Genomic DNA, 12,693 nt, shown 5'->3' with positions numbered 1-12,693 from the left:
TGGTCTGAACGGGTCCGGGGAGAGCCGGCCGCCCCTCGACGGGGCGGCCGGCCGGCCCGTCAGACCTCTTCGACGCTGCTCGGCTCGCGCCGGGACAGGTCGATACCGAGCTCCTCCGCCGCGCGGAAGACGTCCTCGTCCGTGTCGCGCATCTCGATGGACATGCCGTCCGAGGAGAGCACCTCCACGTTGAGGCAGAGCGACTGCATTTCCTTGATGAGCACCTTGAAGGACTCAGGGATGCCCGGCTCGGGGATGTTCTCGCCCTTGACGATGGCCTCGTAGACCTTCACGCGGCCGGTCACGTCGTCGGACTTGATCGTCAGCAGCTCCTGGAGGGCGTAAGCGGCGCCATATGCCTCCAGCGCCCACACCTCCATCTCACCGAAGCGCTGTCCACCGAACTGAGCCTTACCACCCAGCGGCTGCTGGGTGATCATGGAGTACGGACCCGTCGAGCGAGCGTGCAGCTTGTCGTCGACGAGGTGGTGGAGCTTGAGGATGTACATGTACCCGACCGAAACCGGGTCCGGGAACGGCTCACCGGAGCGGCCGTCGAACAGCTTGGCCTTGCCGGAGGGCTGGACCAGGCGGTCGCCGTCGCGGTTCGGGATCGTGGCCTCGAAGAGGCCGGAGATCTCGTCCTCGCGCGCACCGTCGAAGACGGGGGTGGCGACATTGGTGCCGGGGGCGACCTGGTCGGCGCCGATGGCCTGCAGGCGCTTGGCCCACTCGTCACCGAGGCCGGAGACGTCCCAGCCGCGGCTGGCGAGCCAGCCGAGGTGGATCTCCAGGACCTGTCCCGGGTTCATTCGGGACGGGACACCCAGCGGGTTGAGGATGATGTCGACCGGGGTGCCGTCCTCCAGGAACGGCATGTCCTCGATCGGGAGGATCTTCGAGATGACGCCCTTGTTGCCGTGACGGCCGGCGAGCTTGTCACCATCGGTGATCTTGCGCTTCTGCGCGACGTAGACGCGGACCAGCTGGTTCACGCCCGGCGGCAGCTCGTCGCCCTCTTCGCGGTCGAAGACGCGGACGCCGATGACCTTGCCGATCTCACCGTGCGGCACCTTCAGCGAGGTGTCGCGCACCTCGCGCGCCTTCTCACCGAAGATCGCGCGGAGCAGGCGCTCCTCGGGGGTCAGCTCGGTCTCACCCTTGGGCGTGACCTTGCCGACGAGGATGTCACCGGCGACGACCTCGGCACCGATACGGATGATGCCGCGCTCGTCGAGGTCGGCGAGGACCTCTTCGGAGACGTTCGGGATGTCCCGGGTGATCTCCTCCGGGCCGAGCTTGGTGTCACGGGCGTCGACCTCGTGCTCCTCGATGTGGATCGAGGAGAGGACGTCGTCCTGCACGAGGCGCTGCGACAGGATGATCGCGTCCTCGTAGTTGTGACCCTCCCACGGCATGAACGCCACGAGCAGGTTCTTGCCGAGCGCCATCTCACCGTTCTCGGTGGCCGGCCCGTCGGCGAGGACCTGGCCCTCGATGACCCGGTCGCCCTCGGAGACGACGACCTTCTGGTTGACCGAGGTGCCCTGGTTGGAGCGCGAGAACTTGGCGATGCGGTACGTGGTGTACGTGCCGTCGTCGTTGGTGACGGTGACGTAGTCCGCGGAGACCTCCTGGACCACACCGTCCTTCTCGGCCTTCAGGACGTCACCGGCGTCGGTGGCGCAGCGGTACTCCATGCCCGTGCCGACGAGCGGAGCCTCCGACTTAATCAGCGGCACCGCCTGACGCATCATGTTCGCGCCCATGAGGGCACGGTTGGCGTCGTCGTGCTCCAGGAAGGGGATCATCGCGGTCGCGACGGACACCATCTGGCGCGGCGAGACGTCCATGTAGTCGACCTCGGCCGGCGGCACGTAGTCGACCTCTCCGCCACGACGGCGGACCAGGACGCGGGGCTCGGTGAAGCGCAGCTCCTCGGAGAGGGTCGCGTTCGCCTGGGCGATGACGAAGCGGTCTTCCTCGTCAGCGGTGATGTAGTCGACCTCGTCGGTGACCTGGCCTTCGACGACCTTGCGGTACGGCGTCTCGATGAAGCCGAACGCGTTGACACGTCCGTACGAGGCGAGCGAACCGATCAGACCGATGTTCGGGCCTTCAGGGGTCTCGATCGGGCACATGCGTCCGTAGTGGGACGGGTGCACGTCACGGACCTCGAAGCCGGCCCGCTCACGGGAGAGACCACCCGGGCCAAGTGCCGACAGACGGCGCTTGTGGGTGAGACCCGACAGCGGGTTGTTCTGGTCCATGAACTGAGACAGCTGGCTGGTGCCGAAGAACTCCTTGATGGAGGCGACGACCGGCCGGATGTTGATCAGGGTCTGCGGCGTGATCGCCTCGACGTCCTGGGTCGTCATGCGCTCGCGCACGACGCGCTCCATACGGGCGAGACCCGTACGGACCTGGTTCTGGATGAGCTCGCCGACGTTGCGCAGACGACGGTTGCCGAAGTGGTCGATGTCGTCGGTCTCGACGACGATCGTCCGGCCGGACTCGCCGACCGTCTCGGTCTCCCCGGCGTGCAGCTTGACCAGGTACTTGATGGTCGCGATGACGTCGTCGGTGGTGAGCACCCCGGCGTCCAGCGGCTCATCGGCGCCGAGCTTCTTGTTCACCTTGTAGCGTCCGACCTTCGCGAGGTCGTAGCGCTTCGGGTTGAAGTAGAGGTTCTCGAGCAGCGTCTGAGCAGCCTCGCGGGTGGGCGGCTCGCCCGGGCGCAGCTTGCGGTAGATGTCGAGCAGCGCGTCGTCCTGGCCCTGGGTGTGGTCCTTCTCCAGGGTGGCGCGCATGGACTCGTACTCGCCGAACTCCTCGAGGATCTGCTCGGTGGTCCAACCGAGAGCCTTCAGGAGAACGGTCACGGACTGCTTGCGCTTGCGGTCGATGCGGACACCGACCATGTCGCGCTTGTCGATCTCCATCTCGAGCCAGGCACCCCGGGACGGGATGATCTTGGCGGAGAAGATGTCCTTGTCGGACGTCTTGTCGATGGAGGAGTCGAAGTAGACACCCGGCGAGCGGACGAGCTGCGACACGACGACACGCTCGGTGCCGTTGATGACGAAGGTGCCCTTGTTGGTCATGAGCGGGAAGTCGCCCATGAAGACCGTCTGGGACTTGATCTCGCCGGTCTCGTTGTTGGTGAACTCGGCCGTGACGAAGAGCGGGGCGGCGAACGTGAAGTCGCGCTCCTTGCACTCGTCGATCGAGTTCTTCGGGGGCTCGAAGCGATGGTCGCGGAACGTAAGCGACATCGACCCGGAGAAGTCCTCGATCGGTGAAATCTCCTCGAAGATTTCCTCCAGGCCGGACTTGGTGGGGACGTCCTGTCCACTGTCCAGAGCAGCCTCGACGCGAGCCTTCCAGGCGGCATTGCCGAGGAGCCAGTCAAAGCTCTCGGTCTGCAGCGCGAGGAGGTTCGGAACCTCGAGGGGCTCCTTGATCTTTGCAAAAGAGATGCGCAGCGGGGCGGTGCTGGCACCGTTGTTCGTATTCGCGGTCGAGGCGTTGCGCGAGGCGGCCAAGAGGGGGTCCTTCCGAGGGCTCGGACTCACTACGCGCGTGCCGGTCCCAAGTTGGACACGGAGACAGAAGTCCCAGGTCAGAGACGTTCGGTCATCGGTGCTCAAGCGTGGGCATGCCCCTGGTGACGGGCAGGAGGCAGCTAACAGGCAGCGCAAAGGGTCAGTGTAGCCAAACGGCACACTGATGTCCAGTCCGGGTTCTCAGAGACCCTCGTAGCTCGCAACAGCTGTTCTCAACACCTATGAATCGCCCTCGCGCGGTGTGCGCTCTTCTTTACTGCCCGCTTCGTCATCGATCCATGCCTCGAATTCGGATCGATGTGACGACGCGTCCTGAGAATTGCGCGCCGCGTGCGGTTCGTCAAGGCCCCCCTGCCAGGACAGAGCCGCCGAGACCGTCACCCGCCGCCCCTCGGCATCGGCCGACGGCCCCGAGAGGCGTACGGCGATGATCACCATACTCGTCAACCGCGGAAGAGCAAGGCAACCGCCTCGGGTACGCCGAAGGGCGACCCCCCATACGGGTGGTCGCCCTTCGTGATGTGACGTCCGTGCCGTGCGGCACGGGCCGTCAGAAGGAGTCAGCAGACTCCCTGAGTCACTTGACCTCGACGGAAGCGCCGGCGGCCTTGAGGGACTCGGCAGCCTTCTCGGCGGCCTCCTTGGCGACCTTCTCGAGGACCGGCTTCGGGGTGCCGTCGACGAGGTCCTTGGCCTCCTTCAGACCCAGCGAGGTCAGCTCACGCACGACCTTGATGACCTGGATCTTCTTCTCGCCGGCGCCGGTGAGGATGACGTCGAACTCGTCCTTCTCCTCGACGGCCTCAGCGGCGGCACCGGGGGCACCCGGGGCGGCAACGGCGACCGCGGCGGCGGCGGTGACGTCGAACTTCTCCTCGAAGGCCTTCACGAACTCGGAGAGCTCGATGAGGGTCATCTCTTCGAACTGCGCAAGCAGGTCGTCCTGGGACAGCTTCGCCATGATGGCGTCCTTCCACTAATTCGGCTGGTGCCGGATGTACATGTAGGCGGGCGTACGTTCGGCCCGCTGCGACCGTCGCCCTGGCGGGCGACGATCAATGCGCGAGCCGAATTACTCGGCACCGCCCTGCTCGGCGAGCTTGACGCGAAGCGCTTCCGCGGTGCGGACGAACTTCGACGGCAGCGCCTGGAAGAGCGAGGCAGCCTGAGACTGCTTGCCCTTGAAGGCACCGGCCAGCTTGCTGAGCAGAACCTCGCGGGACTCGAGGTCCGCAAGCTTCTTGATCTCATCGGCGGACAGCGCCTTGCCGTCAAGGACACCGCCCTTGATGATCAGGTTCGGGTTCTCCTTGGCGAAGTCACGAAGACCCTTCGCCGACTCCACCGGGTCACCGGTGATGAAGGCAACCGCCGTCGGACCAGTGAACTGGTCGTCCAGCGAAGTGATCCCGGCCTCGTTGGCCGCAATCTTGGTCAGCGTGTTCTTCACCACGGCGTACTGGGCGTTCTCACCGAGCGAACGACGCAGCGTCTTGAGCTGCGCCACGGTGAGACCCCGGTACTCGGTCAGCACGGCGGCGTTCGAGCTGCGGAACTGGTCCGCGAGCTCGGCTACCGCGGCAGCCTTGTCGGGCCTTGCCATGAGCGTCGGCCTCCTTCCGGGTGATGAGGACCGCTCAGAAGGGGCCGGGAAAGACGAAACGCCCCGGCGCAGGCGCCAGGGCGTAGCTCGACCGAACGAAGTCCGGGAGCTTTCCACAGTCACCTGCGCAGGTCGCCCGCACTCAACGGATCCTTCGGTCACTGCCCCCTCTTGCGAGAGCGCAGCAACGACCAGCGGTCTTTGGCTTCTGGAGGAGAGTACGCGACCGGGGTCGCGCCTAGCAAATCCGCCGCGATTCGGGCGGTGCGGGAGGTTTAGACCGACCGGTACATGGCCGGCGGCGTCACGGGGCTGGGGCTGCTTCACGAGCCTCTAGAAGCCCACCGTGCCGGCTGCCGGAGGCTCCTCGACCGTGACCTGGGTGCCGTACCGGCGTCGAGCCGGGAGTCCTTCGCAGTAGGCCTGCGACGTCGGCGGCGTGGTGGCGACACCCCGTACGCCTCGTACGCCCCCTGGCGGATACGAGGACGGGCCCCGCACCTCGAAAGGTTGCGGGGCCCGTCAATGTCACACGTGACACGGCTTTCGTGCGAGCGCGGAGGCTCAGACGGCGGCCGGGTCCTCCTCGACGAGGAGGTTACGGGTGCGGTTGGCGTCCAGCGGGATGCCGGGGCCCATCGTGGTGGCCAGGGTGGCCTTCTTGATGTAGCGGCCCTTGGCGGCGGACGGCTTCAGACGGAGGATCTCCTCCAGCGCCGCGGCGTAGTTCTCGACCAGCTTCGTGTCATCGAAGGAGACCTTGCCGATGATGAAGTGCAGGTTCGAGTGCTTGTCGACACGGAACTCGATCTTGCCGCCCTTGATGTCGTTGACAGCCTTCGCGACATCGGGGGTGACCGTACCGGTCTTCGGGTTCGGCATCAGACCACGCGGACCGAGCACGCGGCCGAGACGGCCGACCTTGCCCATGAGGTCCGGGGTGGCGACGACGGCGTCGAAGTCCAGACGGCCCTTCGCCACCTCGTCGATGAGCTCGTCGGCGCCGACGATGTCGGCGCCCGCGGCTTCCGCGGCCGCAGCACGGTCACCGGTCGCGAAGACCAGGACCCGGGCGGTCTTGCCGGTGCCGTGCGGGAGGTTCACGGTGCCACGGACCATCTGGTCGGCCTTGCGAGGGTCAACACCCAGGCAGAACGCGACCTCGACGGTGCCGTCGAACTTGGTGGTGGCGGTTTCCTTGGCGAGACGGACGGCCTCGAGGGGGGCGTAGTTCCGCTCCCGGTCGACCTTGGCGTCCGCAGCGCGGAGGTTCTTGCTGCGCTTCACTTCTGCTCCTGTGGTTTCAGGTGTGGAGGCGTGGTACGGGCCAGCGCTTGGCCCTGCCACTGAAGGACTACTGGGGCTGATCAGCCCTCGACCGTGACGCCCATCGAACGGGCAGTGCCGGCGATGATCTTCTCCGCGGCGTCCAGGTCGTTGGCGTTCAGGTCGGGCAGCTTGACCGTGGCGATCTCGCGGACCTGGGCGCTCGTGAGCTTCGCGACCTTGGTCTTGTGCGGCTCGCCGGAGCCCTTGTCCACACCTGCGGCCTTGAGGATGAGCTTGGCAGCCGGCGGGGTCTTCGTCACGAAGGTGAAGGAACGGTCCTCGTAGACCGTGATCTCCACCGGCACGACCATGCCACGCTGCGACTCGGTCGCGGCGTTGTAGGCCTTGCAGAACTCCATGATGTTGACGCCGTGCTGGCCGAGCGCGGGGCCGACCGGCGGGGCCGGGTTGGCCGCACCGGCGTTGATCTGGAGCTTGATAAGCCCCGTGACCTTCTTCTTCTTGGGAGGCATTGCTCTCTCCGGGTCCTAGTGAGAGTTTTTCGCCGTCATCCGGTCATCCGGATGCAGGCATACCGCACAACGATAACGGGTATAGCTGCGCGACCAAAAACCAAGCAGGTCAGAGGAGCCGCGAAGCCTCTCTGACCTGCTCGGTAGGCATATGTCCAGGAGTCGGCGGAAACCGCCGATGCCGAACCGGCAAGCTTCGCCCGACGGGGCAAAGCTAGCCGGGAGGGGCACTAGTTCTTCTGGATCTGGTCGAAGCTGAGCTCGACCGGGGTCTCGCGGCCGAAGATCTCGACGAGACCCTTGACCTTCTTCGAGTCGGCGTTGATCTCGTTGATCGTCGCCTGCAGTGTCGCGAACGGACCGTCGGTGACCGTGACCGAGTCGCCCACCTCGAAGTCCAGCACCTGGACCTCGACCTTGCGGGACGGAACCGGCTTGCCCTCGGCCTCCGCGGCCTCGCGGGCGGCCTTCTCCTCGGCCTCCGGGGCGAGCATCTTGACGATCTCGTCCAGGGTCAGCGGGTACGGGTCGTAGGCGTTGCCCACGAAGCCGGTGACGCCGGGCGTGTTGCGGACGACGCCCCAGGACTCGTTCGTCAGGTCCATGCGCACCAGGACGTAACCCGGGAGCTTGTTCTGACGGACGTTCTTCCGCTCGCCGTTCTTGATCTGGACGATCTCTTCCTCGGGCACCTCGGCCTGGTAGATGAACTCCTCGACGTTGAGCGAGACGGCGCGCTGCTCCAGGTTGGCCTTCACACGCTTCTCGTAACCGGCGTATGTGTGGATGACGTACCACTCGCCGGGGAGACCGCGGAGCTCGTCACGGAGCGCGGTGACGGCGTCGACGGGAGCGGCCGGCTCGGCCTCCTCCTCGGACGCGCTGTCCTCGTCCTCGGAGTCGGTCTCGTCCTCGGCGTGCAGGGCGGCCTGCTCGGCGGGCTCGCCCGCGGCGGCGTCGCCGGCTTCGGCCTGGTCCGGCTCCACAGCGTCCGCCGCCTCGACGATCTCGAACTCGTCCTCGGCGGACTCGACGTCGCCCGCCGTCGCGTCGACGGCGTCGTTCAGGTTCGGGTCAGACACGGTGGCTGCTTCTTCCTGGATACAAATGGGTGGAACATGCGAAAGGGGCGCCCTTGGGGCGCCCTCCGCGGGATCAGCCGAAGACGTACTTGATGACCCGCTGGAATCCGAAGTCAATCACGGTCACAAGACCGATCATGACGACGACGAAGACGATCACCACGGATGTGTACGTCGTGAGCTGGTTACGAGTCGGCCAGACAACCTTGCGCAACTCGGCGATGATCTGGCGGTAGAACAGCGCGAGGCGGCCCAGGGGGCCCTTCTTGCCGCGCTTGCCGCCCTTCCGAGTCTTCTTCTTCGACTCGGGGACTTGATCCTCAGCATCAGGCATGTCGATGGAGCCCACGGCGTCCGTCACGCTACTCACCTGATTCCGGGTCGTGGCCGTGCCGCGCCCGGTGGAGCCGCACGGCGGTGCATTGAAGTACGTACATGCGCACACATCCTGGCGAAGGAGTGTGTAGCAGGGCCGGAGGGACTTGAACCCCCAACCGCTGGTTTTGGAGACCAGTGCTCTACCAATTGAGCTACGACCCTTTGTGGTTTCCACCAACCTACCGCATCTTTCCCGATACCCCGGGTGCAGCAACGGTGTGGCTGGTGAAGGCCAACGACAGGTGAGTGTACGTGCTCAGCGGCCCGGCGTCGAACAGACAGCTCCCGACAACTCGTGGCCGCATGTTGTCCGCATGCTGTCCGAGTCCTGTCCGGTCCCTGAAACCCGTGTGCCGACAGGGATCGGGGTCTGGGACGATGGGCCCCATGAGCGCTGCAACTCCTCCCTCCGAGCGCCGGGTCTCCGCCCGCATCGGTGCCATCTCCGAGTCCGCCACCCTCGCCGTCGACGCCAAGGCCAAGGCCCTCAAGGCCGCCGGCCGTCCGGTGATCGGCTTCGGTGCCGGCGAGCCCGACTTCCCGACCCCCGGCTACATCGTCGACGCCGCGGTCGAGGCCTGCCGCAACCCGAAGTACCACCGCTACACCCCCGCCGGCGGGCTCCCCGAGCTCAAGGCCGCCATTGCGGAGAAGACGCTGCGCGACTCCGGTTACGAGGTCGACGCCTCCCAGATCCTGGTGACCAACGGCGGCAAGCAGGCCATCTACGAGGCGTTCGCCGCGATCCTCGACCCGGGCGACGAGGTCATCGTCCCGGCGCCGTACTGGACCACCTACCCCGAGTCGATCCGTCTCGCCGGCGGCGTCCCGGTGGAGGTCGTGGCCGACGAGACCACCGGCTACCGGGTCTCCGTCGAGCAGCTGGAGGCAGCGCGCACCGAGCGTACGAAGGTCGTCCTGTTCGTCTCCCCGTCGAACCCGACCGGTGCGGTGTACAGCGAGGCCGACGCCAGGGCGATCGGCGAGTGGGCCGTCGAGCACGGCCTGTGGGTGCTGACCGACGAGATCTACGAGCACCTGGTCTACGGCACCGCGACGTTCACCTCGCTGCCGGCGCTCGTGCCCGCCCTGCGCGACAAGTGCATCGTGGTCAACGGTGTCGCCAAGACGTACGCGATGACCGGCTGGCGCGTGGGCTGGCTCATCGCCCCGAAGGACATCGTCAAGGCCGCGACGAACCTGCAGTCGCACGCCACGTCCAACGTCTCCAACGTCGCTCAGGTCGCCGCGCTGGCCGCCGTCTCCGGGAACCTGGACGCGGTCGCCGAGATGCGGACCGCCTTCGACCGCCGTCGGCAGACCATCGTGCGGATGCTGAACGAGATCGACGGCGTGCTGTGCCCGGAGCCCGAGGGCGCGTTCTACGCCTACCCGTCGGTGAAGGCGCTGCTCGGCAAGGAGATCCGCGGCAAGCGCCCGGCCACCTCGGTCGAGCTGGCGGCACTGATCCTGGACGAGGCCGAGGTCGCGGTCGTTCCGGGCGAGGCCTTCGGCACGCCGGGCTACCTGCGGCTGTCGTACGCACTGGGCGACGAGGACCTCGTCGAGGGCGTGTCGCGAATCCAGAAGCTGCTGGGCGAGGCGAAGGCCTGATCGGCTTCGGACACGCGAACGGGTCTCCGGTGAAATCCGGAGACCCGTTTATGCATTCAGGCAATACTCGTTCGGTGAACCGGGCTGCCTGATTCGAGATCCTCACGGCAGGATCTTCGAGTGACTCCTCCCCCTTCAGCAGGGGGCTTCTCACTTGGCCTAATGTGCGGCCTCATGACGGACAAGCCCTGCCCAGCGCCCTAGCGGCACAGGTCGGAGCGTAACAGTTACGGAGGGTGAATGGACGCCGTTCGCAACCTTCACCTGCTGCCTAAGGCTCACCTGCACCTGCATTTCACCGGGTCGATGCGGCCCACGACGCTGCTCGAACTCGCCGACAAGTACGGCGTACGCCTGCCGGAGGCACTGACCGGCGGCGAACCGCCCCAGCTGCGGGCCACCGACGAGCGCGGCTGGTTCCGCTTCCAGCGGCTCTACGACATCGCCCGGTCGTGTCTGCGGGCACCCGAGGACATCCAGCGGCTGGTGCGCGAGGCGGCCCAGGAGGACGTCGCCGACGGCTCCGGCTGGCTGGAGATCCAGGTCGACCCCACCTCGTACGCCCCGCTGCTCGGCGGGCTGATCCCGGCGATCGAGATCATTCTGGACGCGGTGGACGCCGCCGCCCGCGAGACCGGGCTCGGGATGCGGGTGGTGATCGCCGCGAACCGGATGAAGCACCCACTGGACGCGCGGACGCTGGCACGGCTCGCCGTGCGGTACGCGGACCGGGGCGTCGTCGGATTCGGGCTCTCCAACGACGAGCGGCGCGGAATGGCGCGCGACTTCGACCGGGCCTTCTCCATCGCCAGGGAGGGCGGCCTGCTGGCGGCCCCGCACGGCGGGGAGCTGGCCGGCCCTTCGAGCGTGCGGGACTGTCTGGACGATCTGGACGCGGCCCGGATCGGACACGGCGTGCGGGCCGCCGAGGACCCGCGGCTGCTGCGCAGACTGGCGGAGCGCGGGGTGACCTGCGAGGTGTGCCCGGCATCGAACGTGGCGCTGGGCGTCTACGAGAAGCCGTCGGACGTACCCTTGCGCACTCTGTTCGAGGCCGGGGTGCCGATGGCGCTCGGCGCGGACGACCCGCTGCTCTTCGGCTCCCGGCTGGCCGCGCAGTACGAACTCGTACGCCGCCATCACGCGTTCACGGACGAGGAGCTGGCGGAGCTGGCGCGGCAGTCGGTACGGGGGTCGGCGGCGCCGTCCGACGTACGGGGGCGGCTGCTCTCCGGGATCGACGACTGGCTGGCGAAGCCGGCCTGACAGCGCGACGGCCGGGAGCCGGGCCCACCTGCGAGCCCGCACCGGCCCGGCTACGCCCCGATTCCGTGCAGCACCGTCAGCGCCACGGACGCGGCGAACTCGTCGAGTGACTGCGGCGGGCGGCCCTCGTCCGTCGCGTCGTAGGCGAACGCGCGCTGGACGCAGGCGCCGAGCAGCAGCGACGCGGCGGCATAGGTGTCGGCACCGGGCCGGACGCGGCCGGCGGACTGCTCGCTGCGGAGGTAGGCGGCGACGCCCTGGATCGGCAGGTGCGGGCCGGTGCCGAGCTCTCGCATGGCCGCGTCATGACGGTTCTTGAGCCGCGGCTCGGCGTAGAGGGAGGCGGCGATCGGGAAGCTCTGGGCGTAGAAGAGCGCGGCCTCGCGTGCTATCTCGGTGAGGTTCTCCTCGACCGTCCGCTCCCCCGCCGCCGGGTCGGCGGTCAGCTGCCGCAGGAGCGGGTTGAGCTTGGGCAGCCGCTCCTTGAGGACAGCTACGAACAGCTCCTCCTTGCTCGGGAAGTGCTTGTAGAGGGCCGCCTCCGAACAGCCCGCGGCCCGGGCGATTTCCTTGGTGGTGGCCCGGGCCAGGCCGATGGTGAGCATCAGCTGGTGGGCGGCGTCGACGATGCGGACACGGGCCGGCTTCTGCTCCATGGGTACTCCAATGAGGCTTGACGCGTGGTGAGTATCCACTCACTCTAGAGGTGAGTGAATACTTACCCACCCCGGGAGGGTGCGCAATGAGACTCACGGTGTTCGGCGCGACAGGCGGCATCGGCCAGGAGATCGTCCGCCAGGCGGTGGCCGCGGGCCATGACGTGACGGCAGTGGTCCGCGATCCGGCACGGCTGCCGGTCCCGCTCTCCGACGTCACGGTCCACGCAGCGGCGCGGATCGACGATCCGGAGGCGCTGCGCGAAGCCGTCGCCGGGCGGGACGCGGTGCTCTCCGGACTCGGCTCGCGAGGCCGGAAGGCCGACGGGATCGCCGAGCGGCTCACCGGCTCTGTCCTGCGCGCGATGGAGGCGGAAGGGACACGGCGGCTGCTCGTGGTGAGCGCGGCGCCGGTCGCGCCGAAGCCGGCGGACGCTCCGTTGCTGGACCGGATGATGCTGAAGGCGATCGGGGCGATCCTCAAGGAGGTCTATGCCGACCTGACGCTGATGGAGGCCGCACTGGCCCGCAGCGCGACGGACTGGACGTCGGTCCGGCCGCCGAAGCTCACCAACGGGCCGCTGACCGGGACGTACCGGACGGTCTACGGCGGCAATCCGCGCAGCGGCCGGTCCATCTCCCGGGCCGATGTGGCGCACGCGATGCTGGCGCTGATCGAAGATCCGGCGGCGGTGAAGCAGGGCGTGGGCGTGGCGTACTGACGCC

12 protein-coding genes and 1 tRNA gene are annotated in these 12,693 nt (G+C 67.4%); 3 read left to right on the top strand and 10 right to left on the bottom strand.

The annotated features are described in order from the left end of the window. Window positions 1-59: 59 nt before the first annotated feature. The 9 genes from rpoB to ACNPQM_RS11605 form a co-directional block, all read right to left on the bottom strand. Entirely contained in the window at window positions 60-3,545 is a 3,486-nt protein-coding gene (gene rpoB / locus ACNPQM_RS11645) for a DNA-directed RNA polymerase subunit beta (RefSeq protein WP_358856899.1), read from the bottom strand. 240 nt (window positions 3,546-3,785) lie between these two features. Further along, window positions 3,786-4,004, bottom strand: coding sequence for a hypothetical protein (locus tag ACNPQM_RS11640; RefSeq protein WP_358856898.1), 219 nt, complete (start codon window positions 4,002-4,004; stop codon window positions 3,786-3,788). Between the two features lie 139 nt (window positions 4,005-4,143). Further along, on the bottom strand, window positions 4,144-4,527 hold the full coding sequence (gene rplL / locus ACNPQM_RS11635; RefSeq protein ID WP_358856897.1) for a 50S ribosomal protein L7/L12: 384 nt from the start codon (window positions 4,525-4,527) through the stop codon (window positions 4,144-4,146). 111 nt (window positions 4,528-4,638) lie between these two features. Beyond that, window positions 4,639-5,169 carry a 50S ribosomal protein L10 gene (gene rplJ / locus ACNPQM_RS11630; RefSeq protein WP_328310989.1) on the bottom strand — a complete coding sequence of 177 codons (531 nt, stop codon included), beginning with the start codon at window positions 5,167-5,169 and terminating at the stop codon, window positions 4,639-4,641. 564 nt (window positions 5,170-5,733) lie between these two features. Further along, complete coding sequence (gene rplA, locus ACNPQM_RS11625; protein ID WP_358856896.1) at window positions 5,734-6,456, bottom strand: 50S ribosomal protein L1; 723 nt, start codon at window positions 6,454-6,456, stop codon at window positions 5,734-5,736. An 80-nt stretch (window positions 6,457-6,536) separates the two neighbouring features. Then, a complete protein-coding gene (gene rplK / locus ACNPQM_RS11620) occupies window positions 6,537-6,971 on the bottom strand; it encodes a 50S ribosomal protein L11 (protein WP_358856895.1) in 435 nt (144 codons plus the stop codon). A 230-nt stretch (window positions 6,972-7,201) separates the two neighbouring features. Next, window positions 7,202-8,053, bottom strand: coding sequence for a transcription termination/antitermination protein NusG (nusG, locus tag ACNPQM_RS11615; RefSeq protein WP_358856894.1), 852 nt, complete (start codon window positions 8,051-8,053; stop codon window positions 7,202-7,204). A 73-nt stretch (window positions 8,054-8,126) separates the two neighbouring features. Then, window positions 8,127-8,414, bottom strand: a complete 288-nt coding sequence (gene secE / locus ACNPQM_RS11610; protein WP_358856893.1) for a preprotein translocase subunit SecE — start codon at window positions 8,412-8,414, stop codon at window positions 8,127-8,129. A 106-nt stretch (window positions 8,415-8,520) separates the two neighbouring features. Continuing rightward, window positions 8,521-8,593: transfer RNA gene (locus tag ACNPQM_RS11605), tRNA-Trp, on the bottom strand. A 225-nt stretch (window positions 8,594-8,818) separates the two neighbouring features. On the opposite strand from ACNPQM_RS11605, the gene ACNPQM_RS11600 reads away from it, so the two are divergent. Both ACNPQM_RS11600 and ACNPQM_RS11595 read left to right on the top strand, forming a co-directional pair. Further along, a complete protein-coding gene (locus ACNPQM_RS11600) occupies window positions 8,819-10,045 on the top strand; it encodes a pyridoxal phosphate-dependent aminotransferase (RefSeq protein ID WP_358856892.1) in 1,227 nt (408 codons plus the stop codon). A 240-nt stretch (window positions 10,046-10,285) separates the two neighbouring features. After that, window positions 10,286-11,311 (top strand): adenosine deaminase, encoded by a 1,026-nt coding sequence (locus ACNPQM_RS11595; protein ID WP_418083933.1) that lies wholly within the window; start codon window positions 10,286-10,288, stop codon window positions 11,309-11,311. Between the two features lie 50 nt (window positions 11,312-11,361). Here ACNPQM_RS11595 and ACNPQM_RS11590 read toward each other — a convergent pair whose 3' ends face one another. Then, window positions 11,362-11,967 (bottom strand): TetR/AcrR family transcriptional regulator, encoded by a 606-nt coding sequence (locus ACNPQM_RS11590; protein ID WP_358856890.1) that lies wholly within the window; start codon window positions 11,965-11,967, stop codon window positions 11,362-11,364. 86 nt (window positions 11,968-12,053) lie between these two features. Here ACNPQM_RS11590 and ACNPQM_RS11585 point away from each other — a divergent pair, with 86 nt between their 5' ends. After that, window positions 12,054-12,689 (top strand): NAD(P)-dependent oxidoreductase, encoded by a 636-nt coding sequence (locus ACNPQM_RS11585; protein WP_418083932.1) that lies wholly within the window; start codon window positions 12,054-12,056, stop codon window positions 12,687-12,689. The last annotated feature ends 4 nt before the right edge of the window (window positions 12,690-12,693 follow it).

Source organism: Streptomyces sp. NPDC056231, assembly GCF_048270745.1.
Lineage (GTDB): Bacteria > Actinomycetota > Actinomycetes > Streptomycetales > Streptomycetaceae > Streptomyces.
The sequence above is the reverse complement of the archived record's forward strand: the minus strand, read 5'-3'. Positions and strand labels throughout refer to the sequence as shown.

Coding starts and splice junctions, on each gene's coding strand:
- ACNPQM_RS11640 (WP_358856898.1), bottom strand. CDS start 4,004: ATGGTGATCATCGCCGTACGCCTCTCGGGGCCGTCGGCCGATGCCGAG.
- rplL (WP_358856897.1), bottom strand. CDS start 4,527: ATGGCGAAGCTGTCCCAGGACGACCTGCTTGCGCAGTTCGAAGAGATG.
- rplJ (WP_328310989.1), bottom strand. CDS start 5,169: ATGGCAAGGCCCGACAAGGCTGCCGCGGTAGCCGAGCTCGCGGACCAG.
- rplK (WP_358856895.1), bottom strand. CDS start 6,971: ATGCCTCCCAAGAAGAAGAAGGTCACGGGGCTTATCAAGCTCCAGATC.
- ACNPQM_RS11600 (WP_358856892.1), top strand. CDS start 8,819: ATGAGCGCTGCAACTCCTCCCTCCGAGCGCCGGGTCTCCGCCCGCATC.
- ACNPQM_RS11595 (WP_418083933.1), top strand. CDS start 10,286: ATGGACGCCGTTCGCAACCTTCACCTGCTGCCTAAGGCTCACCTGCAC.
- ACNPQM_RS11590 (WP_358856890.1), bottom strand. CDS start 11,967: ATGGAGCAGAAGCCGGCCCGTGTCCGCATCGTCGACGCCGCCCACCAG.
- ACNPQM_RS11585 (WP_418083932.1), top strand. CDS start 12,054: ATGAGACTCACGGTGTTCGGCGCGACAGGCGGCATCGGCCAGGAGATC.